The following is a 22,967-nucleotide window of genomic DNA, read 5'->3' on the forward strand; positions in this document are numbered from 1 at the left end:
AAGATACATCTCCATCAACGCTTGCGCCCCACCCCAAGACAAAACATCTTCCGATAATCAGAAGGCGACGTCCCCAGATGCGCGCCAAAGTGCTGCCTCAACGACAATGACGTCCCAAACCCCACCTCCCCTGCGATGCATTCGATGGGCAACTCAGTCGTTTCCAGCAATGCCTGCGCTCTGGCCACTCGTTCAGCAGTTAACCATTTGGACACGGTTGTGCCCGTCGCCTCCTTGAACCGACGGGTAAACGTCCGCCTGCTCATTTTCGCCGTGTCTGCCAGAGCGTCGAGAGACAGGTCACTGGACAGATTCATTCGGGCCCATGTCAGGACGTCGGATAAATGAGTCTCGCCAGCGAATGCTGGCACTGGGTGTTCAACATACTGCGCCTGGCCTCCCGGCCTGTGAGGTGGTGTCACCAGCATTTTCGCGGTGCGATTCGCCACGTCCGCACCGAGGCGCTCGCGCACCAGGTGCAAGCAACAATCGATTGCCGCTACGGTGCCCGCGGACGTCACGATGTTATCGGCACGGACGTAAAGCACCTCGGGTTTGAATCGAACCTTGGGAAAACGTTGCGCAAACTGGTCACGGGCAGCCCAGTGGGTAGTGGCTTCCTTTCCATCGAGCAGCCCGGCATCGCCGAGGACGAATGCCCCCAAACACAATCCCACAATGAGCTTGCCTTGCGTGTTGGCCAGCTGCAGCGCTTCCACGAGCTGGGGCGATGCAATCAGGGATTGATCGCCCCACGCCGGGATGATGATGACGTCGCAGGTTTCCATCAGCTCCAGGCCGAGGCTTACCGACAACCCAATGTCTTGGTCGGTACCGACCATTCCGGGCACTTCTGCGCAGTAATTGATTTCATACCGAGGCCCATCGGGCGCAGGCTGGGCGGTTCCCAATACCATTCCCGGCACCGAAAGGTGGAAAAGGCTGACGCCTTCGAAAGCTAAAACAGCAACGCGTACGGAGAGCATGGGGGCAGCCTCGGTTCGCCCCGTAGGGCTCAAGGTGAACAACGTTGATCAGTTGGCCCGATTATATCGAAATGTGTCGTTCGGGCCACTGTTGACCCCCGAGACATTCGGGAAGAATGGACCCCTCGTGGTAAACAACAGGAATGATTTTTATGAAACTCAGAACGTTACAGCTTGCCCTCAGCATTGCTTGCGCCGTGGCCGCTACCCCTTCGTACGCCGGTTCAACTACTCCCAAGGCGCCTGGCGCCCCTCATAAACTGGATTTGCAGCAGGTCCGCAACGCGACGGTAAAAATCACCTTCGGTGACACCACCTTCCTGATCGATCCGATGCTGGCAAAAAAAGGCGCCTATCCGGGTTTTGAAAACACCTATCGAAGCAACCTTCGCAACCCCTTGGTTGATCTCACCCAATCGCCGGAGAAGGTTATCGCCGGGGTCGACGCCGTCATCGTCACCCATACACACCTGGACCACTGGGACGATGCCGCACAAAAAGCGCTGCCTAAAGACATTCCGTTGTTCGCTCAACATGAAGCAGATGCGCAACTGATTCGTTCCCAAGGTTTCAAGGACGTACGCGTACTAACTGACGAAGCGGAATTCGGCGGCGTCAAAATCACCAAGACCGGCGGCCAGCATGGCACTGACGAAATGTATGCCGTGCCAGCGCTCGCAAAACCTCTGGGCGGAGCCATGGGCGTGGTTTTCCAGGCGCCAGGCTATAAGACTCTCTACCTTGCCGGTGACACGATTTGGCGTAACGAGGTAGACCAGGCCATCAACCAGTACCGTCCGGAAGTAATCGTGCTCAACGCCGGCAAAGCAAAAATGGCAGGATTCGAAGGTTCGATCATCATGGGTGAAGATGATGTGCTTCGCGCCTCAAAAGCCGCGAAAAACGCACACATTGTCGCGGTGCACATGGACGCGATCAACCATATGTCCCTCACTCGTGAAGAACTGCGCGCCTACGTTAAGAAGCAAGGGATTGAGGAACGTGTAGATATTCCGGAGGACGGTGCTTCGCTGGAATTCTAAGCGAAAAGGGGCAGGTTTATTTAATCAATAAATCTGCCCCCTTTCTCGATGCCGGCGCGGTGGTGGCGCTTGAAACGTTCAAGGCGCAGGGATTGTGTTGGGGGTGACCCAAAGCGCGGAGTTCTCTACCGCCCAAAGGATTCATTGAAAATCGTATTGACATATCGGTAAATCTCGATATTATCCACTCCATGGAATTGATCGAAGTATTTAAAGCCCTATCGAACCCTACACGCCTTCAAATCTTGAAAGGCCTGAAGGACCCGACAAAGAACTTCCCTCCGCAGGATGAAGGTGACGTTCTCACGGTGGGCGTTTGCGTCAGCAGTATCCAGGAAGGCATCGGATTGTCCCAATCCACGGTGTCTGGTTATCTTGCGACGCTGCAACGAGTGGGTCTGGTGGAAGTCAGGCGCATCGGTCAGTGGACTTACTACAAGCGTAATGAAGCGGCCATCAGCACCCTTGCTGAAATCATAGGGAAAGAGCTCTAATTTTTTGCCGTAAAATATCGAGATATCTCGATATCCCTTTTTATAGATATGAGGTGTCATTATGAAAGCGATGGTATTGAAATCATTTGGCGGTGCGGAATCGTTTGAACTTCGCGATGTGCCCAAACCCGTGCCGCATGCAGGGCAAGTCCTGGTCCGGGTGCATGCCACCTCCATCAATCCCTTGGATTACCAGGTCCGACGCGGCGACTATCCGGATCTGGTGCCACTGCCGGCCATCACCGGACACGACATTTCGGGCGTTGTCGAAGCAGTTGGGCCGGGCGTGACAGCCTTCGCTCCCGGAGACGAAGTCTGGTACACCCCGCAAATATTCGATGGCCCAGGAAGTTACGCCGAGTACCACGTAGCTGCTGAGAGCATCATCGGCAAAAAGCCTCCCTTGCTAAGCCACCTTGAGGCGGCGAGCCTGACATTGGTTGGCGGGACGGCGTGGGAAGCACTGGTCGTGCGTGCGTCGCTCAGAGTGGGAGAAAGCATTCTGATACACGGCGGCGCGGGAGGTGTCGGTCACGTGGCGATCCAGTTGGCGAAAGCCATCGGAGCACGGGTATACACGACCGTGCGCGAGGCGAACTTCGAATTCGCGCGCAGTATGGGGGCCGATGTCGTCATTGATTACGAGAAGGAGGACTACGTCGAGGCCATCACGCGGGAAACAGAAGGCCGTGGGGTTGACGTCGTGTTTGACACCATCGGCGGCAATGCACTGTCACGCAGCCCCGACACACTTGCACAGCTTGGTCGCGTAGTCAGCATCGTGGACATTGCACAACCGCAAAACCTGGTTCAGGCCTGGGGCAAGAACGCGAGTTATCACTTCGTTTTCACAAGGCAGAACCGAGGCAAACTCGATGAGTTGAGTGCATTGATAGCACGAGGTCAGTTGCGGCCACACGTTGGCGCGGTCTATTCCCTTGCCGACATCCCGCTCGCCCATGCACGGCTGGAAAGTCCCAACAACGGCGTTCTAGGAAAAATCGCGATCGCCGTTGAGCCATCGCTCATCTCATAAGCCCGTACTTTTTAACCGTTCATGTCATTTCGAGGTACGCCATGATTTACGAGATCGCCCTGCTCCCCGTTCACAAGGACCGCATTGAAATGTTCCGACGTGCGTTTGCCGAGGTCGCTCCTCTGCTCACCCGTGCAAAGGGATACGGCGGTCACTTGCTGGCGCCCGGGATTGAAACCCCTGAACAATTCAACCTGATCGTGAGATGGCAGTCACTTGAAGATCACACGCCGGGTTTCGAAGAGAGTGAAGACCATCGGATATTCATGATGGGATTGGAGGAATATTTTTCGGATGAACCGAAGGTCTACCACATCGAGGGAGGCAGTTTTTAGGACAGATGTACATCTCCACCCCAACGCCCGATACACCGTATCGGGCGTTTTGGCGTTTGACTTAGGCCCCAATTCATTCCGAATGCCTGCCTGGCGGTGTTCCGGATCGACCGAAAACTGGCAGGTCGGCGGTGGTTATGCCTACGCGCACACGCCATCAAGCATGCCGAGAACCCGCCGAAAGAGGTATTCTGCGCGGCTAGAAAACAGCCATGGCCAATGGCTGTTCGCAACTTGAAGCGGTCTTGAAAGTGGTGCGCCAGGAGGTCTGCATGTTGATTGGATATCGATTCGAGCGTACCGCGCGGGATGACCTGCATATCCACTCGATCAATTGGGTGCAGGGCGGATTCGTGCTGCTGACAAGCGCGATGACTTTCATTTTTCCAGTGGCGGCCGTGCTCGCAATCACAGATGCCGACTTGTCGCCGACAGGCATGGATCCATTGGCCTCACTCCTGCTCGTGCTCGGGCTGCTGCTGATTGCTGCCCTAGGCTTGGCGCTGATGCTTTACACCGGCACCCGCGAAACCTTGCTGTTGTCGCGTATCGACGGTGAAGGCAAGCGCCGTACCTGGAACTTCTTTGCACGCCGCGAACGGGTGCATTCGGTGTTTAGGTTCGACGCCGTCAAGCACCTCGAGCTCCGCCGCCATCAACAGGCCAAACCAGCCAACACCCAACTGTGGCTGGTGATGCGCGATGGCGCCACCCACCGCCTGACAAGTGACAACGTTGCGGTGGTGCCGGGCAGTGAACGCACCGAGCGGTGGCTGCGTGAGCTGAGCGACTACCTGCAGGTACCGATGCCCACGGAGGTTGCTGTCGGTTCGACGGCCGTTTCGAAAGTGCCCTACAGGCCTACTCCAACGCCGGCGAAGATCGCCAGGCAACACAAAGCGAAGGCACTCACGCCTTCGGCTGAGTCGACCGAACAACTAGGCATCCCCGCACGCGCCCTGCTCGCCTTGATTGGCGCTTTCCTGGTTGTGCTGGAGCTGACCCGTCTGATCGCATGGACGCCGTCGCTGTTTACCGGACGGATACGCATCGGCAGCACTCGCCCGACGATTTTCTACTGGACCGAACAGCCCGTGGCCTTTTCATTCCACTTGATTATCGGCCTGGCAGAGTTGCTGATCATCGGCGTCATCGCCTGGGGCTGCGTGCGAGTGGCGATCGAGGGGCGGTTGAAGTCAAAATAGATCCGTCCCGTTTTCTCCTCTCGATTACCAGCTATCTAGATAATCAAAAGCTATTTGATAGTCGTAGTTCGCCCAATCGATTGAATGCTGAAAGTACGGCTGGATAATTCCTACCCAGTCCAACAGGAGATCAAACCCCCCGTTATTTATGTTGTTATCGAACGGGATGCCTAAAGCCTCCACGACCGAGCCATCATCACCCAGATCCTCTGTATATTCTTCTCCTTCGAAGGATTCCGTTTGCTTGCTATACCACTCAAGTCGCAATTTGAGTCCCATCTTTTGATCCTCACAAATACTTTCTTATGCTGCGATTTTTCTTAGGGCCATCTGTCTGCTCGCCAGTAATTGGATCGAATGCACCTAAATGACTTCCGTCGCTTGCTCGGTAAGCTTCCAGTTCACCGTGCGAGGCATCCCACTCGTAAATGGTCCGGCCTTTGGCGTCGAGCCAGCGATCTCTTAAGCCTCCGCCTCCTTGCACCGGAGTTTTCTTCTTGCCTTTCTTCAGACCAGAGAAGCCCGTAATTTCATGTGTCTTCGGAGCAGGATGATAGTCGTGGCCCGCCTCGGCCAGACCCTTTCGGCGGATGCTCAAAACCACATAAACCGGCCGAACCCCCGAGTCCACCGGGAACACCAGAATGAAATCCTTGTACTCCGGCGGATAGATCGGATTGACGATGATGCTGTCCGCCATCGGCGTCGACGGGTAGATCCAGATATGCGGGGTTTGGGGGGCGGCTTCCAGGGCGGGGATGCCGAGGGTTTCGGAGGGGTCGGTGGCTGGGGTCCAGATCAGTTCGATGCCATCGCCCAGGTCGGCGATGTATTGGTCGGCGCGCGGCGTCAGGTGGACGACGTCGACCATTTCCCAGCCGCGGTTCTGACCGGTGTAGAAACCGTAACCCTTGATACTGCCGTCGGCCTGTTGCTCGATGCTCAAGCGCATGCGGCTGCGGGCCTTTTTTAGCTGGCGTAGCTGGTCTTCGCTGTAGAGCGCGCTGTCGCCCAGGCTGGAAGGCCAAAGCAAGGCGACGATCCCCGTTAACAGCGCCGCGCCAACCGTGCCTGCAGCGGCTCCCGCAGTTGTCGCGGCGCAGCCGCCCAGGGCGAGTCTGCCCAATGTAGCGGGAATTGCAGTTGAGCCGATCTGCTTGAGGGGGACAGTCCCGGAATCGTCGGCCTCGCGGCCGCCAAGCCACTTCAAGTCGCCGTACTGCTTGACCAGCTCCGGCGGAATGAAACCATGGGGGTTGTTGTAGTCGATGATGCCGTTGGGGAGCTCGCAGCATTTAGCGAAAACGGACCCGGTGATGGGCAGGGATTTTTTTTCGACCTTGCCCCATCTTTCCTTTTCGTAGGCGGCCTGTCGCGCAAGCATGGCGTCATGACTGCGCTGGAGTGCCTCGTACTCGGCCAGCTCGCTGGACGTCATGTCCCGGTAGGAAATGTTGTGCCCTTCGCCGGACCGTGGATTTTTGACTTTTGGCAGATTGTTTGGGCGCGTCACGAATCGCGATTCTCATCCTGAAAATTCAGGACGGACGCTATCGCAAGGGACTCATGCGGCGCTGTCAGACGCTTCTCGAATTGCCCGTTCCGTTTTCCTCAGACGGTGTGGGCCGGCAAGGCAACAAGATCTGCGTCTGTGTCACGAACCGGATTAGCTCGCCCGCTGCCTGCACGCCTCTCCGAACGCGCGAAAGATCGCCCGATAATCCGGATGCTCCGTCACTTCCCATTCCGGGTGCCATTGCACCCCCAACGCAAACGCCCGGCTGCCCTCCACCGAAAGCCCCTCCACCAGGCCATCCTCCGCCACGGCTTCGATGCGCAAACCCTGCCCCACCCGTGCGATGCCCTGGCCGTGGACGGAGTTGACTTCGATCTGTTCCTTGAGCCCCAACCGCGCCAACACCCCGCCCGGTCGCACGGTCAGTGCATGGTTGCGGGCGTATTGGTCCTGGACCGGCTCGTTGCTCGGCGGCTCGTGCTCGGCGCCGGGGCCGTTGAGTTGTTGATGGAGCGTGCCGCCAAAAGCGACATTCATTTCCTGGAAGCCGCGGCAGATGCCAAGCACCGGAAGACCGGCCTCGACAGCGGCGCGCCAGAGCGGCAGCGCCAGGTTATCCCGGGCCGGGTCGTGCTCGGTGCCAGGCGGGCTGGGTGGGCCGCCGTAGTGATGGGGTTCGATATTGGAAGGCGAGCCGGTGAAAAGCAGCCCGTCCAGGCCAGCGATGACGTCAGCCGGATCGATCAGTGACGCAACCACCGGAAGGATCACCGGCAGTGCCTCGGCGGCGGTCGCGACGGCTTGTGCGTATTTGTCGTTGCTGAGCTGGACGGTGTGTGGGCCGACCTTGCCTGAACAGGCGATGATTCCGATCATGGGTGGACGAGACATAGGGTTCCCCGTTTTTCAGTTGCCTATGGATCGGATTTCGGCGCGGGTTCGGTTGTTCAATTTTGATGACGGCTGGCGCCATTGCCTGAACGAAGCCATCGACACAGCGGTCGGAACAGCAAACCCCGGCAAAGAAACCTCACCCATGCCCTTACGATCCGCTGTCCTCGTCACCTTGATCGCGTTGTCTGCCGGCACGTCTGCAATGGCGCAAGAGCCGTTGCGCCTGGAAAGCCTGAAGCGCTGCGGCGACTTGCTCGAAATCGAGCGCCAGGAGTGGTGCTTGACCGCGCGAGGGCTGGGTGAAGCAACGCCGCAACTGAAACTCGGTGAAAAAGCGATTCCCGCTGACAGGGTCCAGCGTGACGGCCAACGCCTGCGTCTGCATTTGGACAAGGCCGACTACCAAAGCGGGCCGCTCTGGCTGGAAGACGGTCCGCGCGCCAGCAATGCCGTCTGGTTGACCCTGCGCAGCAGTCATGTCGTCGCGGCCGGGCCGGATGAGGTGACCAAGAACATGGACGGCCTGACCACCTATGTGGATCTGGTCAGCGTGTTGATCGAGGAAAGCCACGATGGCCGCCAGGAGGCGGAACGTCTCGCCAACAAGTACGGGGCCAGGGTGGTCGGCAGCATCGCGCCGCTCAACGTGTATCAATTGCGCCTGCCGGCCAGGGACCTGATGCAGCGCGACGCGTTGGTGCTGCGCCTGGGCGGCGAAACCAGCGTCGATGCCGTAGTGATCGAAGAGTCCGGGGCCGAAGAAACCGAGCAAGCGCCCACCCAGCCCGAAGAGCCCAAGAAACCGGCCCAGGGCTCCGATGAATGGGCCGCGAATCGCTTTCTCGACGCGGTGCATTACTACCAGCGGCGTATCCCCGGGCAGCAGGCGCCGATCCAACCGCAGCCGGTGCGCATCGGCTTGATCGAGCGTGACGTGGATTTCGACACGGCGGATTTTGCCGACTATCTTGGCCCCTGCTCAATGCCGCGCACCTGCGTCTACGCCCGTGATGCGAACAAACCCGACAACCATGGCACGACCGTCGCCGGCATTCTCGCCGCGCGCTGGAACGATGGTGGCAACACCGGTTTGCTGCGGGGCCTGGACAAGGCGAGCGGCGGCTTCGAAGTGATCGTCGAGCGAAATTCGGACGCAGGGATCACAGCCAACATCGCCGCCTCGGTGAACCTCGTCGAGGATGGCGTGCGTGTGCTGAACTGGAGCTGGGGCATCCACCGCGTGGGAGCGAAAGACGTCAAGGGCGATGACGTCGATTCGCTGCTGCGTTCGGGTATTGCCATGAGCGGCTACGAAGAACTGCTGGAAGAGTTTTTCCTGTGGCTGCGCAAGGAACATCCCGACGTGGTGGTGGTGAACTCCGCTGGCAATGGGTCGTCATTTTCTGGCACCGATGAATACCGCCTGCCCTCCTCGTTCATTACCGAACAGTTATTGGTGGTCGGCGGACACCAGCGTAGCGAACGGGCCGGCGTCGCCGTCGATGACCCAGGCTACGCGGTCAAGCGCAACTCCTCGAATATCGACATGCGCGTCGACATCACCGCCGCCGCGTGCACCCACGCCTCGACGCCCAATGCCGGCGAGGATGGCGCGGTGCATTGCGGCACATCGTACGCCACACCCATGGTCACCGGCCTGCTGGCAGCGATGCTGTCGATCAACCCGCAACTTCACCCCGAACAGCTGCGCATGCTCCTGCGACGCAGCGCCATGACCATTGGCGACAATCACGACTTCGAACAAATGGACGGCGAAGACCTCACCGCACCCATCCTGCCGTCGGAGCGCAATTACCAGCTCAACGACAAGGACGTAGGGCGTTCGGCACGGCTGGACATGCAAAAGGCGCTGGATCTTTCGGTGCAGAGTCGCAGCCGGGTGCGTTGATGCAGGGCTCAAAATCAGCGCTACACTTTCGGCGATAACTTATTCGACTGGCGGTATGATCGACCCCCAGCCTCTTACGCGCCCAAGTGGAACAACATGAATCGTCGCAAGAAAATAAACCAGTTGCTCAAGGCCAACGCCAAAAAAGCCAGTGCCAAGCTGGCACCGAAAAGCAAAGACCGATACATCAGCAAAGCCGACCGACTGAAAATGGCGGCTGAAGCCGGACCGGACTCGACCGTTTCCCCTGAGAGCTGATTCTTTGAACCCCATTGACCCCCTGTCGCTTCAACGCGTCATCACCGCCCACGGCACACTCGAAGGCGCGGCCTATTTCGACGCAGAGGAAAGCCTCGTCCACGACATATTCGTGGATCGCATCGTTCTCCAGACCAACTACCTGGACCACAGCAGCTATAAGGTCGACCTGGCCGAGGGCGCGGTACGTGTGCGCAAGACGCGGCTGGATAACTACCACCGAGGCCACAAGGCCCAGGTGATCGACGATGCCATGGACGAGGACGATTGGCTGGAATTGGGCAGCCTGTGGCAGCGTCTGAGTCGTGACCTGGACACTCAGGGGCAAACGCCACCACCGGATCCGGCCGATACGCTGGCGGACCTGTTCGACTGCCTGTTCGACGAGACACACGCGCAAGCGCTGATCGAAAACATGCCGGCGGCTACCGGCCGATGGGACTGGGCGTGGACTCAGCTGCAATCGGCCCTTGTCAGCACGCATCGGATGGCTGAGTTCGAGTGGAAGGAATGGTCGTTGTCTGGCGTCTACGCCATCAACGCCCTCGCCCCCCTGCGCGAACGGGGCATTGAAATCCCCACGCCCGACGGCACAGTCGTCGATGCAGTCAATCACGCCGACGATTGGGAGCGGGCGCTGCTCCAGTATTTCAATGCACGACTGGAAATCCACGATCTGAAGCTGTTGGCCATCGGCACGCATTTCGACGAGTACCAAGCGTTTGCATGCCTGCCGATGAACGGTCTGGGCCTGGCCAATGCGTTGGAAATCATGGGCAGGCTGGGCATCGTCTACAAATGCTGATCCTGCTGTTTTGCGGCAAGGGAGCTCCCTTGCCACAAAACCCTGCACACCCAGGAAGCAGAACACGGGTATCTGAAATCCCCATAGTTGCTATCGACGCCAGCGCCGTTCTCGTTCCGCTGCGCCCTCTCTAATCTGCCCACCAACGGGATCGACGACGATCTCGGCAGATCAAACCGTCCCTTATGGAGAGAGAAACGATGAACACAATCAACCGCACCCTGGCTGTCGCAACCCTGGCCCTGGCCACCCTCGGCGCCGAAGCGGCGACACCTGTCCAGGCCGGCGCCAGCGCCTCGGCAATCGGCAGCGTGGTGCAGTCCGCCAGCTACATCACCACCAAAGATGGCGTCCAGCTGTATTACAAGGATTGGGGCCCGCGCAATGGCCAGGTCGTCACCTTCAGCCACGGCTGGCCGCTGGATTCCGACAGCTGGGAAGGACAGATGATGTTCCTCGCGTCCAAGGGCTACCGCGTGATCGCCCATGACCGCCGCGGTCATGGGCGGTCCAGCCAACCTTGGGAAGGCAACGACATGGATCACTACGCCGACGACCTCGCGGCGGTCATCGAAGCGCTGGACCTGAAGAATGTCACCCTGGTCGGCTTCTCGACGGGGGGCGGTGAAGTGGCTCGGTACATCGGTCGCCATGGCACAGCCCGGGTGAAAAAAGCCGTGCTGGTGTCCTCGGTTCCACCGCTGATGCTCAAGACGGATACCAACCCCGGCGGCTTGCCGCTCGAAGTCTTCGACGGCCTGCGCAAGGCCTCCCTGGAGAACCGCTCGCAACTGTACCTGGACATCGCGTCCGGTCCGTTCTACGGCTACAACCGCAAAGGCGCCAAGCCATCCCAAGGCCTGATCCAATCGTTCTGGGTTCAAGGCATGCAGGGCGGCAGCAAGAACACCTATGACTCGATCGCGGCATTCTCGGCGACCGACTTCCGTGGCGACTTGAAGAAATTCGACGTGCCGACGCTGGTGATCCACGGCGACGATGACCAGATCGTGCCCATCGACGCTGCAGGCCGCGCCTCGGCAGCGCTGATCAAGGGTGCCCGGTTGCTCGTCTATCCCGGTGCGCCGCACGGGCTGACCGAGACACACAAGGACCGTCTCAATCAGGACCTGCTGACTTTCCTCAAGGAATGAGGCTCGGATCGCCCTGGACGGTAACCCCTGTGGAGCGAGCCTGCTCGCTCCCACATGATTTTGCTCAAGGCCCTTCTTCGAAAGGGCTTTGGCGTTGCAGCGCCGCCTCCACCGCCGCCTTATCGATCACCGACCACACCCGAACGATCTTGCCCTGCTCGAAGGTATAAAACACGTTCTCGGAAAATCGAATCCGCCGACCGCGGGTGTCCAATCCGAGGAAACGTCCGCGCGGCGAGCAATCAAAAAGCAAACGACTCGCGACATTCGGCGGTTCGACCACCAGCAGGTCGATATTGAAACGCAAGTCCGCGATCGTGCCCGCATCGTTTTCCAGCATCGCCCGATAACCCGCCAGGCCCACCGGGGCTCCGTTGTAGTGCACGCTGTCGTCGACGAAGCTGCCCAGGTCTTGCCACCGACGGGCATTGAGGCAGGCGATATAGTTGCGGTATTGCTCGGCCAGGTCCATGTCCAGGTCCTCCATCAGCGAGGGTTACCTGGCAGTGACCGCAGACAAAGGCCAGTGGTTCTGGACGAGCGCCTTCAATGCCGCAACAGTTTGCGCAACGGAATCTCATCCTTGCGAACCGGCGACTTGATGACGATGTAGCTGAAGTACTTGGAGATGCCGATGTTCTTGTCCAGCAGGCTTTCCATCACGTCCTGGTAATCCTGGATGCTGCGGGTCATGAAACGGACCAGGTAATCGTAGCCGCCACTGATCAAGTGGCATTCGAGCACTTCGTCGACGAGGCGAATATTGGACTCGAACTTGGCGAAGTCCTCACGCTTGTGGTCGCTCAGGGTGACTTCGGTGAACACCGTCACCGAATCGGTGATCTTGGCAAGATTGAGATGGGCCTTGTAGCTGGAGATATACCCCGCCGACTCCAGGCGCTTGACCCGTTGCAGACATGGGCTGGCTGACAGCCCCACAGCGTCGGCCAGGCTGACGTTGGTCATGCGACCGTCTTTTTGAAGCTCGACCAAAATGCTGATGTCGATCCGGTCCAGTTTCGCTAAACCTTCCATCGCATACCCCTCGCCTGCCGTTTGTAAGACAATCTTCTAACAAAATCAGCGCCGTAAAGACAGCTGATGCTGAGCCACCAGGTCCGCCATACTGTTGATGCAGTAGTCCGCCGCGCAGGGTGCCGGGGAGGTGTCGAGGTCGCGACAGATCAGGCACACCGCCCCAACCGCCCGCGACCCTGTGCCAGGGCGGGTCACGTGAAGGATCGCCGCCGCGTCCAGCCCATTGGCGTCCAGCCAGTCACGATCCTGCAGCGGCGCGCTCGCCAGCGAAATGAAATCCTCCGGCTCGATGCCCAGGCGCCCGCACAACACGCCACGGTCCTCGGCGTCGCGGTCGCCCAATACCAACAACCGATAGAACTTGCGCAAGTAAAGCATCGCTCCCGGTGCGTCCTCGAACAGCGTCCAGCCCGCGGCCGAGCGGGCGAAGCTCATGCCCTCCTCCCAACTGGCCTTGAGCTTCCAGCGCTCGGCCAGTTGACGGTGGGCGAAACACAGCAGGCCACTGAAGCCCAACTCGCCGAAGCGCGGATACAGGGATTGCAGCACCTCGTTGAAATCGGCGAGCAGCGCGGCTTTGTCCAATGGTCCGGCATGGTTTTCCAACAACGGCTGCAAGGCCGCCCAGACACCTGAATCACGATCCACCAGGACCTCATCGCAGTCGATCAGCAACGCCTGGTATTCAGTCAGCTTCATCTGTAAGCCTCCGATGATGTCCCATCGATCAACGCTCCCTAAACGGCACAGACCCGTGCCAAGGCGCCTTCGAGAATCTGCAACGCTTCGTCGATCTGCGCTTCGGTGGTCACCAGCGGCGCGAGGAAACGCAGGACGTTGCGGTACACCCCACACTTGATCACCAGCAGCCCACCGGCACGGGCTTCGTCGATCAGCCGCTGGTTGAGCTCCGCATCCGGCGTACGCGCATCGTCCTGCTTGATCAGCTCGATCGCCAGCATGAAACCCTTGCCCCGCACATCGCCAATGCGCGGATAGCGCGTTTGCAACGCCAACAGGCCCTGGCGCAACCGTTCACCCAACGCCTCGCCGCGGGCCAAAAGCTGTTCTTGCTCGTAGGCGTCGATCACCGCCAGCGCCGCCGCGCACGACAACGCGTTGCCGCCATAGGTGCCGCCCAAGCCACCGGGCAGCGGCGCATCCATGATCGCGGCCTTGCCGACAACGCCCGACAGTGGCAAGCCACCGGCCAGGCTCTTGGCGACGGTGACCACGTCTGGCTGGATGCCGGCATGCTGGAAACCGAACCATTTGCCGGTACGTCCGAAGCCGGTCTGGATTTCATCGAGGATCAGTACAATCCCGTGTTTGTCCGTCAGCGCGCGCAGGCCCTGGAGAAACTCGGTGGGCGCCGAGAGGAAACCGCCGTCACCTTGCACCGGCTCGATGATGATCGCCGCCACTCGCTCGGGCGCCACTTGGGTTGCTAGCAGCTCGTCCAGCGCTTGGAGCGCCATTTCGCCGGTGACGCCTCGATACGCGTTTGGATAAGGCGTGTGGAAGACTTCCGGCGCGAACGGCCCGAAGTTCTGTTTATAGGGCTGGCTCATGCCGGTCAGGGTGGTGCCAAGCAACGTGCGGCCATGGAAGCCGCCACGAAAGGCAATAACTGCCGAGCGGTTAGTGTGGGCACGGGCGATTTTCACGGCGTTTTCCACGGCTTCGGCGCCGGAGCTAAAAAACGCTGCCTTATAGTCGTGCTGGCCGCCGATCATTTCACACAGGCGCTGAGCCAGATCCAGATACGGCTTATAGGCCACGACCTGGAAACAGGCATGGGAGACTTTCTGCAATTGAGCCTGCACCGCCGCGACGACTTTCGGGTGGTTGTGGCCGATGTTGAGCACACCGATGCCACCGACGAAGTCCAGGTAGCGCTTACCGTCCACGTCCCATAACTCCGAACCCTGGGCCCGATCGATCACCAACGGGTGCGCGGTCACCAGCCCACGGGGCACGAATTGATCACGCTGACGGAGCAGACTCGGGGTTTCTTCGACTTTACTGTTCATTGGCATTTCCCATCGTGAGCCGCGCAACCAGGAAGCGGCTGCGGTGTGTTCACAGGTTAAGCGTTCGACGCAACGGTCTACGCCGAACTTGCTCGTTGAGAAATCCGGATCGACTGTTTACACCCCGGCAAACAGCAGAATCCGCCAACGGCCTCGCGCCCCAACGATTCTGCCGCCATGGGCGCGCTACAGCACCGCCCCGTGCCCCCCTGCGCATGCCTTTCGACAGATCCTGCTTCGCCATTCAGGCATGCTGAACACTCTGGAATCTGACGCGAGAACTGTCCATGGCCCTGCTCTATAAAGCTGACCCGATACGCGGCGAACAGTGGCGACGCCTGTTCGCCGAACAGGCACCCGACATCCAATGGCGGGCCTGGCCAGACATCGGCGATCCTCGGGATATCCGCTACCTCGCCGCCTGGCAGGCACCGGATGACCTCGAGACGCTGCTGCCCAACCTTGAGGTGCTGTTCGCCCTCTCGGCCGGCGTCGACCAACTCGACCTCGCACGTTTGCCACCCACGCTGCCCGTGGTGCGGCTGCTGGATCCAGGCATCAGCCAGGGCATGTGCGAATACGCCAGTTTCGCCGTGCTCAGCCTTCATCGAGACATGATGCGCTACCGCCAGCAACAGGCCGAACGTCGCTGGCAGGCGCATCGCCTGGTGCCGGCCCGGCAACGTCGGGTGGGTGTCATGGGTCTTGGTCTGCAGGCGCGACAGATACTCGCCACCTTGAAGCCATTCGGCTTTGCCTTGTCGGGGTGGGCCCGTAGCGAACATCACATCGATGGCGTGACCTGTCACGCCGGCGCCGAGCAATTGCCCGCTTTCCTCGGCCAGTGCGACATCCTCCTGTGCGTGCTGCCGCTCACCGAACAGACCCAAGGCATCCTCAACCGCCAGCTATTGGAGCATCTGCCCAAGGGGGCAGCCTTGATCAACATGGGCCGGGGGGGTCACCTCGTCGAGGCGGACTTGCTCGACGCACTCGCCAGCGGGCAACTGAGCGCGGCAGTGCTCGACGTGCTGACGCAGGAACCGGCCGATCCCGGGCATCCTTTCTGGAACCACCCGCAGATCCTGCTGACGCCTCATATCGCGGCGATGACCCAGCCGGAGACAGCCTTTGACGGACTGCTGGAGAACATTCGACGGCACCAGCGGGGCGAATCGATGCTGGGCTTGGTGGATCGCGAGCGCAATTATTGACATGGCTATCGCGCAAATCGGCTCGGTATTTCCTGCTGGGCTGACGCCCCGTTGGGGCAAGAAATTCGGCCGGCACCGCTGCGGCTTATCGAAGCTGCCGAATTCACTGGCGGCTATTGTCAGCCCAGGCGACAGGTGAGATACAACCATTCTGCACGGACAATTGCGTCCGGCTCCACGTCAACTTCCAGGGGACCCGCCATGTCCATTTCGCAACGCCCTGCTTACGTTTATCGCGCCATGACCGACGCTGATGTTCCCTCGGCGCATGCCTTGTCCGTGCAGCTGAAATGGCCCCATCGCCTGGAGGATTGGGCGATGTTGCAGCGGCTCGCCCAAGGTTTCGTCGCACTGGATGGGGATCGCTTGATCGGCACTGCGTTCTCCTGCGCCCAGGGCAACTACGCCACCATCGGCCTGGTTATTGTCGACGATGAATACCAGGGCCGGGGCATTGGTCGCAAATTGATGGAATTGGCGATCGAGGCTTGCGGTTCGCGTACCGCCGTTCTCAATGCCACGTTGGCCGGCACGCCTCTATACGCCAGCCAGGGCTTCGTTGAGTTCGGGCAGATCCAGCAACATCAAGGGCACACATCGTCACCTGTCCCGCCGGCCCTGGGCAACGGCCAACGCTGCCGTGCGCTGGCACCGGCCGATCGGGCCGAGTTGATCAGGCTGGCCAACCTTGGCAGCGGCCTGGATCGCGAGGCCGTGCTGAACGATCTGTTCGATGTCGTTGAACAGGGCGTGGGCATCGAGCAGGACGGCCAGTTGCGCGCCTTCGCCCTGCTTCGCCCTTACGGACGCGGACGCTGCATCGGCCCGGTCATCGCCCAGGACGCCACGCAGGCCCGGCACCTGGTCGCGGCATTGCTGGCCCACGTGCCGGAGGCGTTCGTGCGCATCGATATTCCCGCCGACTGCGGCTTGGGACCCTGGCTCGAAGAGATTGGCCTCAAGCACGTCGACACCGTTGCCCAGATGGCACAAGGCACTGCGCCCCAGGCCAGTGGCGGCGTGCGCCAATTCGCACCGGTGACCCAGGCCATCGGCTGACAGACTCTTCATTCCATGCCTTTAATTCCGGAGCAATGTTTCATGCTTGAACCCACTGCAATGCTGTTGGCGCGCGCCGATGGCAGCCCCGCCTCCACCTCATTCAAGCCAGGTTCATTGGGTGCCAACGACCCCTTCGACCGGCTCATTGCCTACGCTGGGGTTGATGGCATGGCCGCCGGCGTGGTCCGGGCCGGCGGACGAATCAGCGTCGAGGAGTATCCGTTCAGCGAAACGATCGTCGTCCATGCCGGGGCGGTCACGCTGCGCAGCCAGGCGCAAACGCTGCGGCTCAATCCGGGCGAAAGCGCTGTGATAGCCCGTGGCACCGCCCTCGAAATTGATGCGCAACCGGCTTCGCTGTGGGCCTTTTGTGCCGATACCCAATCCGTCGAGGCCAATCAACCGGGACTCACCGCCCTGCCCGCGCCGACCTTGCTTGCACCCTCCGCGGCGCCCGACGAAGAGATCCTGCTCAGCCCGGCGCCGCAATGCCGCTCGCACAACCTGTTCGTCGAGCAAGCGACGAACCTGCGCATCGGCATCTGGGATTCAACCCCCTACACACGCAAGTCACGGCCGCACAAGCTGCATGAACTGATGCACCTGCTCGAAGGCAGCGTCACCTTGCAACTGGCCGACGGCACCGAGCTGATCGTCGGCACCGGCGATACAGTGTTCGTTCCCTTGGATGCCCCTTGCGCCTGGAAAAGCAGCGTCTACGTGCGCAAGGTCTACGTCGTGAGATGAGCGCCAGGCACTGAATTCGGGATTGCACCGGGTTCTTGTGGGAGCGAGCCTGCTCGCGAAGAGGCCGGCACATCCAGCATCTTCATAGCCTGGGGTGCCGCCATCGCGAGCAGGCTCGCTCCCACATTGGATTTTTGGTAGCCACAGAACTTACATAATCCACATTGGATTTTTGGCAGCCATAGAACTCACATTATCCACATACCCTTGTGGGAGCGAGCCTGCTCGCGAAGGGGCCGGCACATCCAGCATCTTCATCGCCTGGGGTGCCGCCATCGCGAGCAGGCTCGCTCCCACATTGGATTTGTTGGTAGCCACAGAACTTACATAATCCACATTGGATTTTTGGTAGCCACAGAACTCACATAATCCACATTGGATTTTTGGTAGCCATAGAACTCACATAATCCACATACCCTTGTGGGAGCGAGCCTGCTCGCGAAGGGGCCGGCACATCCAGTATCTTCATCGCCTGGGGTACCGCCATCGGCGAGCAGGCTCGCTCCCACAATTATTCTGTTTTTTCTGCATTACCCGCCGTATCGATACTCACCACCACCGACATTCCCGGCCGCAGGCGTTCGCTTTCCGGCTGGCCTGGATCGACTGTGATGCGAACCGGCACGCGCTGGGCGATCTTGACGAAGTTGCCCGTGGCGTTGTCGGCCTGCAACAGGCTGAACTCAGAACCGGTGGCCGGGGAGATCCGTTCGACATGCCCATGGAATCGGCGATGGCCGAGGGCATCCACGGTGAAACTTGCCGGCTGGCCAACACGCACCTTATCCATCTGGGTTTCCTTGAGGTTGGCGATCACCCATTTCTGGTTCGGGACCAGGGCCATCAGCTGTGCACCGGAGTTGACGTAGGCCCCGAGGCGTACGCCGATCTGCCCCAACTGACCGTCCCGGGGCGCCACGACTCGGGTGTTGGACAGATCGATGCGCGCCAGTTGCACCGTCGCCTCGGCACTGGCGACGGCGGCTTCGAGGGAGCCACGGTTGACGACCACCGTTTGCAAATCCTGGCGGGCGATTTCCAGGCTGGCCTGGGCTTGCGCCACGGCGGCTTGGGTTTGTGCGCTGGCCGCGCGGCTCAGGTCCAGCTCACGCTGGGACACCGAACCGTCTTTGATCAGTTCCTCGTTGCGGCGCAGGTCGGCGGCGTTTTTTCGTGCCTGGGCCTGGCTGTCCGCCAGCGCGGCCTGACGCAGCTTGATGGTGGCTTCGGCGCTGTTGCGTTGTTGCACGACGTTGGCGAGGGCCGCTTGCTGCACGGCCAGTTCCGCCAGTGCCTGGTCGAGACGTTGTCGATAGATGCGGTCGTCGAGCCGCACCAACAGATCGCCAGCCTTCACGAACTGAAAATCCTGCACCGGCACTTCATGCACGTAGCCGCTCAACTGCGGCCCGATGATCGTCACTTGCCCGCGCACCAAGGCATTTTCTGTGGTTTCCACGGCGCTACCGAACGGCGGCAATTGCCAGGCATAAAGCACCACCAGCACACCGACGATCGCCACTGCCGCGAACCCCAGGGATGAAAGAACTCTTATCCGCAGGGAACGCGGTTTTGTCGCTGGAACGGCGGGTGGCGCCTGGTCCTCAGGCGTATCGGCGATGGCGTTGGTGGTCGTGGAGGTCGGCTCGGTCATGAAGAAGTGGCACCGCTTGGTTGTGTCGAAGGGGCAGGCGCTGTGGCGACGTGCTGGGTGGTAGTCATCAGCCACAGGGCGCGGAGGGAGATCCAGATCATGGTCAGCACGGCGATCACCGCGATCAGCATGAACACATCGTTGTAGGCCAGCACGTTGGCTTCGCGGGTGGCGGCCGCGGCAAGGCTGCGAATGCCTTGCAGGTGCCGCAGGCCCGGATCGGCGATCAGCGAACCCACCGCCGAGCCACCGCTGTCCACCCGCGCGGCCACGCGAGGGTCGAACAGGTTGATGTTTTCCACGAGGTGGCTGGAATGAAATTTCTCGCGCACCACTTGGAAGGTACCGAGCACCGCGGCCCCCACCAGGCCACCGAGGTTCTGGCAAATCCCGAACAACACGGAAAAACTCACCAGATTGCGCGGGTTGGTCAGTACATTGCGCACGCCGAGAATCATCGTCGGCCCCAGGAAAAACGTACTGCCAAACGCCAGCAGAAACTGACTGAAATACATGTTTTGCGGGCGGCTCAGGTTGTTCGAGTAGCTGTCCATGACCGAGCCTGTCGCCATCAACGCGAGGGAAATGATCAGGGGCATGAACAGGTGCGCCGGGTTGATCGTCAAGGCACTGGTCACCAGCCCGGCGATGCTGCCGATCAGCATCACCACATAAAGGCTGTGCATCTGTTGGCTGCTCATGTTCAGCGCTTGCAGAAACCCCACCGCTCCAGTGGATTGTTCCGAAGTCACCATGCGAATCAGGATCACCGCCAGGGCCAGGCGGATCATCACCCCACTGCCCAGCCAGCGCGTCATCAGCATCGGGTTGCTGCGGTTATGCTCGATCGCCAGGCCCGCCAGGATCAACACGATGGACAGCGCCGAGGCCACGCCGATCCATGGCGCCTCCAGCCACCAATCGATGCGCCCCAACGACAGCACCGCGCACAACAAGGCGACGCCGCTGGCAAGCACCGTGAAGGTCAGGAAATCGAGTTTTTCAAACGTCTTGAAGCGGTCGCCCGGTGGCAACTTGAGCAGCAGCACGCAACCCAACGAGAGCAGTGCCATCCCCAGTTCGAACAGGTAGAGGCCCCGCCACTCGGCAATTTGCAACAGGTCTTCGGAGAACAACCGGGCCATCGGCAAGGCCAGCTGCGAAGTCCCCAGGCCCAGCACTAGCGCCTTGAGCCGCCACTTCGCCGGGAAAGCCTGGACCATGTAATACAGGCCCAAGGAGCTGAGGGCAGCGCCGACCATGCCATGGGCCGCCCGCACGGCAATCGCCGAGTTCAGGTCGTTGACGAACAGATGACCGAACGTCACTAGGGCGTACAGCGCCAGGAACACCTCAGTGAACGCGCGCAAGCCGAACTGCTGGCGAAACTTTACCAGCAGCAGGTTCATGGAGACGTTGGTCATGACGTAGGCGGCGGGCAACCAGGCCATCTCGGCGGTGGTGGCGCCGAGGGCCCCTTGCAAGTAAGGCAAGTTGGCGATCACCAGCGAATTGCCCAACCCCCCGGTCAACGCCACCAGCACGCCCACCAGCGCAAAGGCGAGCCGTTTGGGCGTGGGATGCAGTGGCGTCGACGGGGAGCCTGGCAGCGTCGGCCTTTCGTGGGGCTCCCAGGCGCGTGGGGTGTATTGATCCATTCAGAGACCTTGCAGGGACATGTCGGCTCGTTTGCCACGGGTCAATTCCCGTTCGACGATGGGAAGGTGCAAGAAGTGCCCGGGGCTTTTGCGTGGCGAGGGAGCTTGCTCCCGCTGGCTGCGCAGCAGCCTCCCCTGTAAACGGAATACGCCGTAGAGAGTCGCCTGGGATGGGGCTGCTGTGCAGCCCGGCGGGAGCAATCTCCCTCGCCACCCACTGCCTTTTTCGAGGCCATTCGACTAATGTCTTACGCCGGTCATCGCATGACCTACGCCGCTCGTCGCTATCCTGGGGGCACCGTTTTTCCTTGCCGCAACGGCCCGCTTGCCTGCGTTTTGTTAGGCGAAAGCGTTGAAATAGCCCATGGCCGGATCATTCTCGATGAAAATTTGCGGTAATGGCCAGTTGACAACGAGGAACGCTCCACAAATAATCCGCTCCATGTTGTACGACGACGTATGACAAATAAAAACAACAAAAAGTAGGAGCGTCAGAGTGAGCACTCGTGCCCGTTTTTCGTCCAGTAACCGTCCCAGCCGCCGTACCCTTCTCAAATCCACGCCCGCGCTGTCACTGCTCGGCTGCACCGGTCTGGCGCTGTTCATGCCCATGACCGCTGGTGCCGAAGGCTTTGTCGATGATGCCAAAGCCACGCTGAACCTGCGTAACGCCTATTTCAACCGCAACTTCGTCAACGACAACGCCACCCAGGGCAAAGCCGAGGAATGGACCCAGAGCTTCATCCTCGACGCCAAGTCCGGCTTCACCCAGGGCACCGTCGGTTTTGGCGTTGACGTGCTGGGCCTGTACTCGGTCAAGCTCGACGGCGGTCGTGGCACGGCCGGCACCCAGCTGCTGCCGGTGCACGACGACGGCCGCCCGGCCGATGACTTCGGTCGCCTGGGCGTGGCCCTGAAGGCCAAGGTCTCGAAGACCGAATTGAAAGTCGGCGAGTGGATGCCAGTGTTGCCGATCCTGCGTTCCGACGATGGCCGTTCCCTGCCGCAAACCTTCCGTGGCGGCCAGGTGACCTCCACCGAGATCAACGGCCTGAGTCTCTACGGCGGCCAGTTCCGCGCCAACAGCCCGCGTAACGACGCGAGCATGGAAGACATGTCGATGAACGGCCGCGGTGCATTCACCTCCGACCGTTTCAACTTCGGTGGCGGCGAATACGCCTTCAACGAAAAACGCACCCAGGTCGGCGTCTGGTACGCGGAACTGTCCGACATCTACCAACAGCAATATTTCAACCTGACCCACAGCCAGCCGATCGGCGACTGGACCCTGGGCGCCAACCTCGGTTACTTCACCGGCAAGGAAGACGGCAGCGCACTGGCCGGCGACCTCGACAACAAAACCGCCTTCGCCATGCTTTCCGCCAAATACGGCGGCAACACCTTCTACGTCGGCCTGCAGAAAGTCGGCGGCGACGATGCCTGGATGCGCGTCAACGGCACCAGCGGCGGCACCCTGGCGAACGACAGCTACAACTCCAGCTACGACAACGCCAAGGAAAAATCCTGGCAACTGCGCCACGACTTCAACTTCGCCGCCGTCGGCGTGCCGGGCCTGACCCTGATGAACCGCTACATCAGCGGTGACAACGTTCACACCGCCACGGTCGACGACGGCAAGGAATGGGGCCGTGAAACTGAACTGGCCTACACCGTGCAGAGCGGCGCACTCAAGAGTCTCAACGTGAAATGGCGTAACGCATCGATTCGTCGCGACTTCAGCACCAACGAATTCGACGAGAACCGTATCTTCATCAGCTATCCGATTTCGCTCCTGTAAGACCCATGGAACACTTGCCATGAACGCCTGCCAGCGCCATGGCGAGCCCCGGCAAGGATGCCGACCCAGAGCGGTTCGTCGATCAAACGTTGACAAGGTAGCGGAAGGATAAGGATATTCCCTCTCGG

23 protein-coding genes are annotated in these 22,967 nt (G+C 60.3%); 13 read left to right on the forward strand and 10 right to left on the reverse strand.

What is annotated here, in order from left to right; all coding sequences use genetic code 11:
* Positions 1–14: 14 nt before the first annotated feature.
* Positions 15–986 (reverse strand): GlxA family transcriptional regulator, encoded by a 972-nt coding sequence (locus tag J3Q04_RS14975; protein ID WP_434610928.1) that lies wholly within the window; start codon positions 984–986, stop codon positions 15–17.
* Between the two features lie 152 nt (positions 987–1,138).
* Between J3Q04_RS14975 and J3Q04_RS14980 the strand changes: the two genes are divergently transcribed.
* From J3Q04_RS14980 to J3Q04_RS15000, 5 genes are all read left to right on the forward strand, one after another.
* Positions 1,139–2,029, forward strand: a complete 891-nt coding sequence (locus J3Q04_RS14980) for an MBL fold metallo-hydrolase (protein WP_434610925.1) — start codon at positions 1,139–1,141, stop codon at positions 2,027–2,029.
* A gap of 191 nt (positions 2,030–2,220) precedes the next feature.
* Positions 2,221–2,523, forward strand: a complete 303-nt coding sequence (locus J3Q04_RS14985) for an ArsR/SmtB family transcription factor (protein ID WP_434563579.1) — start codon at positions 2,221–2,223, stop codon at positions 2,521–2,523.
* A gap of 61 nt (positions 2,524–2,584) precedes the next feature.
* Positions 2,585–3,559: a zinc-dependent alcohol dehydrogenase family protein gene (locus J3Q04_RS14990; protein WP_434610921.1), complete on the forward strand. Its 975-nt coding sequence runs from the start codon at positions 2,585–2,587 to the stop codon at positions 3,557–3,559.
* A gap of 41 nt (positions 3,560–3,600) precedes the next feature.
* Positions 3,601–3,894: an antibiotic biosynthesis monooxygenase family protein gene (locus tag J3Q04_RS14995; RefSeq protein ID WP_420767681.1), complete on the forward strand. Its 294-nt coding sequence runs from the start codon at positions 3,601–3,603 to the stop codon at positions 3,892–3,894.
* Between the two features lie 272 nt (positions 3,895–4,166).
* Positions 4,167–5,099: a hypothetical protein gene (locus J3Q04_RS15000; RefSeq protein ID WP_434610919.1), complete on the forward strand. Its 933-nt coding sequence runs from the start codon at positions 4,167–4,169 to the stop codon at positions 5,097–5,099.
* A gap of 24 nt (positions 5,100–5,123) precedes the next feature.
* On the opposite strand, the gene J3Q04_RS15005 is transcribed toward J3Q04_RS15000, so the two are convergent.
* From J3Q04_RS15005 to J3Q04_RS15015, 3 genes are all read right to left on the reverse strand, one after another.
* Positions 5,124–5,378, reverse strand: coding sequence for a colicin E3-like toxin immunity protein (locus J3Q04_RS15005; protein WP_434610917.1), 255 nt, complete (start codon positions 5,376–5,378; stop codon positions 5,124–5,126).
* Positions 5,379–5,388: 10 nt separating this feature from the next.
* Positions 5,389–6,612, reverse strand: coding sequence for a colicin E3/pyocin S6 family cytotoxin (locus J3Q04_RS15010; protein ID WP_434610915.1), 1,224 nt, complete (start codon positions 6,610–6,612; stop codon positions 5,389–5,391).
* 153 nt (positions 6,613–6,765) lie between these two features.
* Positions 6,766–7,506 carry a gamma-glutamyl-gamma-aminobutyrate hydrolase family protein gene (locus J3Q04_RS15015; RefSeq protein WP_420767678.1) on the reverse strand — a complete coding sequence of 247 codons (741 nt, stop codon included), beginning with the start codon at positions 7,504–7,506 and terminating at the stop codon, positions 6,766–6,768.
* Between the two features lie 145 nt (positions 7,507–7,651).
* Between J3Q04_RS15015 and J3Q04_RS15020 the strand changes: the two genes are divergently transcribed.
* The 4 genes from J3Q04_RS15020 to J3Q04_RS15035 all read left to right on the forward strand — a co-directional run bounded on the left by J3Q04_RS15020 (position 7,652) and on the right by J3Q04_RS15035 (position 11,635).
* Positions 7,652–9,418 carry a S8/S53 family peptidase gene (locus J3Q04_RS15020; RefSeq protein ID WP_434610913.1) on the forward strand — a complete coding sequence of 589 codons (1,767 nt, stop codon included), beginning with the start codon at positions 7,652–7,654 and terminating at the stop codon, positions 9,416–9,418.
* A 96-nt stretch (positions 9,419–9,514) separates the two neighbouring features.
* Entirely contained in the window at positions 9,515–9,676 is a 162-nt protein-coding gene (locus J3Q04_RS15025) for a DUF2986 domain-containing protein (protein WP_420767676.1), read from the forward strand.
* A gap of 4 nt (positions 9,677–9,680) precedes the next feature.
* Positions 9,681–10,481 (forward strand): DUF6630 family protein, encoded by an 801-nt coding sequence (locus tag J3Q04_RS15030; protein ID WP_434610911.1) that lies wholly within the window; start codon positions 9,681–9,683, stop codon positions 10,479–10,481.
* A gap of 200 nt (positions 10,482–10,681) precedes the next feature.
* Positions 10,682–11,635 (forward strand): alpha/beta fold hydrolase, encoded by a 954-nt coding sequence (locus J3Q04_RS15035; protein ID WP_434610909.1) that lies wholly within the window; start codon positions 10,682–10,684, stop codon positions 11,633–11,635.
* 64 nt (positions 11,636–11,699) lie between these two features.
* On the opposite strand, the gene J3Q04_RS15040 is transcribed toward J3Q04_RS15035, so the two are convergent.
* The 4 genes from J3Q04_RS15040 to gabT all read right to left on the reverse strand — a co-directional run bounded on the left by J3Q04_RS15040 (position 11,700) and on the right by gabT (position 14,706).
* Entirely contained in the window at positions 11,700–12,107 is a 408-nt protein-coding gene (locus tag J3Q04_RS15040) for an ester cyclase (RefSeq protein WP_434611552.1), read from the reverse strand.
* 74 nt (positions 12,108–12,181) lie between these two features.
* Entirely contained in the window at positions 12,182–12,670 is a 489-nt protein-coding gene (locus J3Q04_RS15045; RefSeq protein ID WP_420767674.1) for an Lrp/AsnC family transcriptional regulator, read from the reverse strand.
* Positions 12,671–12,715: 45 nt separating this feature from the next.
* Positions 12,716–13,372, reverse strand: a complete 657-nt coding sequence (locus tag J3Q04_RS15050) for an HAD family hydrolase (protein WP_434610906.1) — start codon at positions 13,370–13,372, stop codon at positions 12,716–12,718.
* A 38-nt stretch (positions 13,373–13,410) separates the two neighbouring features.
* On the reverse strand, positions 13,411–14,706 hold the full coding sequence (gene gabT / locus J3Q04_RS15055) for a 4-aminobutyrate--2-oxoglutarate transaminase (protein WP_434610904.1): 1,296 nt from the start codon (positions 14,704–14,706) through the stop codon (positions 13,411–13,413).
* A gap of 287 nt (positions 14,707–14,993) precedes the next feature.
* On the opposite strand from gabT, the gene J3Q04_RS15060 reads away from it, so the two are divergent.
* The 3 genes from J3Q04_RS15060 to J3Q04_RS15070 all read left to right on the forward strand — a co-directional run bounded on the left by J3Q04_RS15060 (position 14,994) and on the right by J3Q04_RS15070 (position 17,729).
* Positions 14,994–15,920 carry a 2-hydroxyacid dehydrogenase gene (locus J3Q04_RS15060; RefSeq protein ID WP_434610902.1) on the forward strand — a complete coding sequence of 309 codons (927 nt, stop codon included), beginning with the start codon at positions 14,994–14,996 and terminating at the stop codon, positions 15,918–15,920.
* A gap of 201 nt (positions 15,921–16,121) precedes the next feature.
* Positions 16,122–16,979: a GNAT family N-acetyltransferase gene (locus tag J3Q04_RS15065; protein ID WP_434563561.1), complete on the forward strand. Its 858-nt coding sequence runs from the start codon at positions 16,122–16,124 to the stop codon at positions 16,977–16,979.
* 42 nt (positions 16,980–17,021) lie between these two features.
* Positions 17,022–17,729, forward strand: a complete 708-nt coding sequence (locus tag J3Q04_RS15070) for a cupin domain-containing protein (RefSeq protein WP_434563559.1) — start codon at positions 17,022–17,024, stop codon at positions 17,727–17,729.
* Between the two features lie 511 nt (positions 17,730–18,240).
* On the opposite strand, the gene J3Q04_RS15075 is transcribed toward J3Q04_RS15070, so the two are convergent.
* Together J3Q04_RS15075 and J3Q04_RS15080 are read right to left on the reverse strand one after the other, a co-directional pair.
* On the reverse strand, positions 18,241–19,383 hold the full coding sequence (locus tag J3Q04_RS15075) for an HlyD family secretion protein (RefSeq protein ID WP_434563557.1): 1,143 nt from the start codon (positions 19,381–19,383) through the stop codon (positions 18,241–18,243).
* The gene (locus J3Q04_RS15080) at positions 19,380–21,041 is read right to left on the reverse strand and encodes an MFS transporter (RefSeq protein WP_434610897.1); all 1,662 of its coding nucleotides are present in this window, start codon (positions 21,039–21,041) and stop codon (positions 19,380–19,382) included. The genes J3Q04_RS15075 and J3Q04_RS15080 overlap by 4 nt, the downstream gene beginning before the upstream one ends.
* 496 nt (positions 21,042–21,537) lie before the next feature.
* Here J3Q04_RS15080 and J3Q04_RS15085 point away from each other — a divergent pair, with 496 nt between their 5' ends.
* Entirely contained in the window at positions 21,538–22,839 is a 1,302-nt protein-coding gene (locus tag J3Q04_RS15085; RefSeq protein WP_434563553.1) for an OprD family porin, read from the forward strand.
* Positions 22,840–22,967: the final 128 nt, after the last annotated feature.

It is taken from the genome of Pseudomonas sp. D4-21, from assembly GCF_051132125.1.
In the GTDB taxonomy this organism is placed as follows: domain Bacteria; phylum Pseudomonadota; class Gammaproteobacteria; order Pseudomonadales; family Pseudomonadaceae; genus Aquipseudomonas.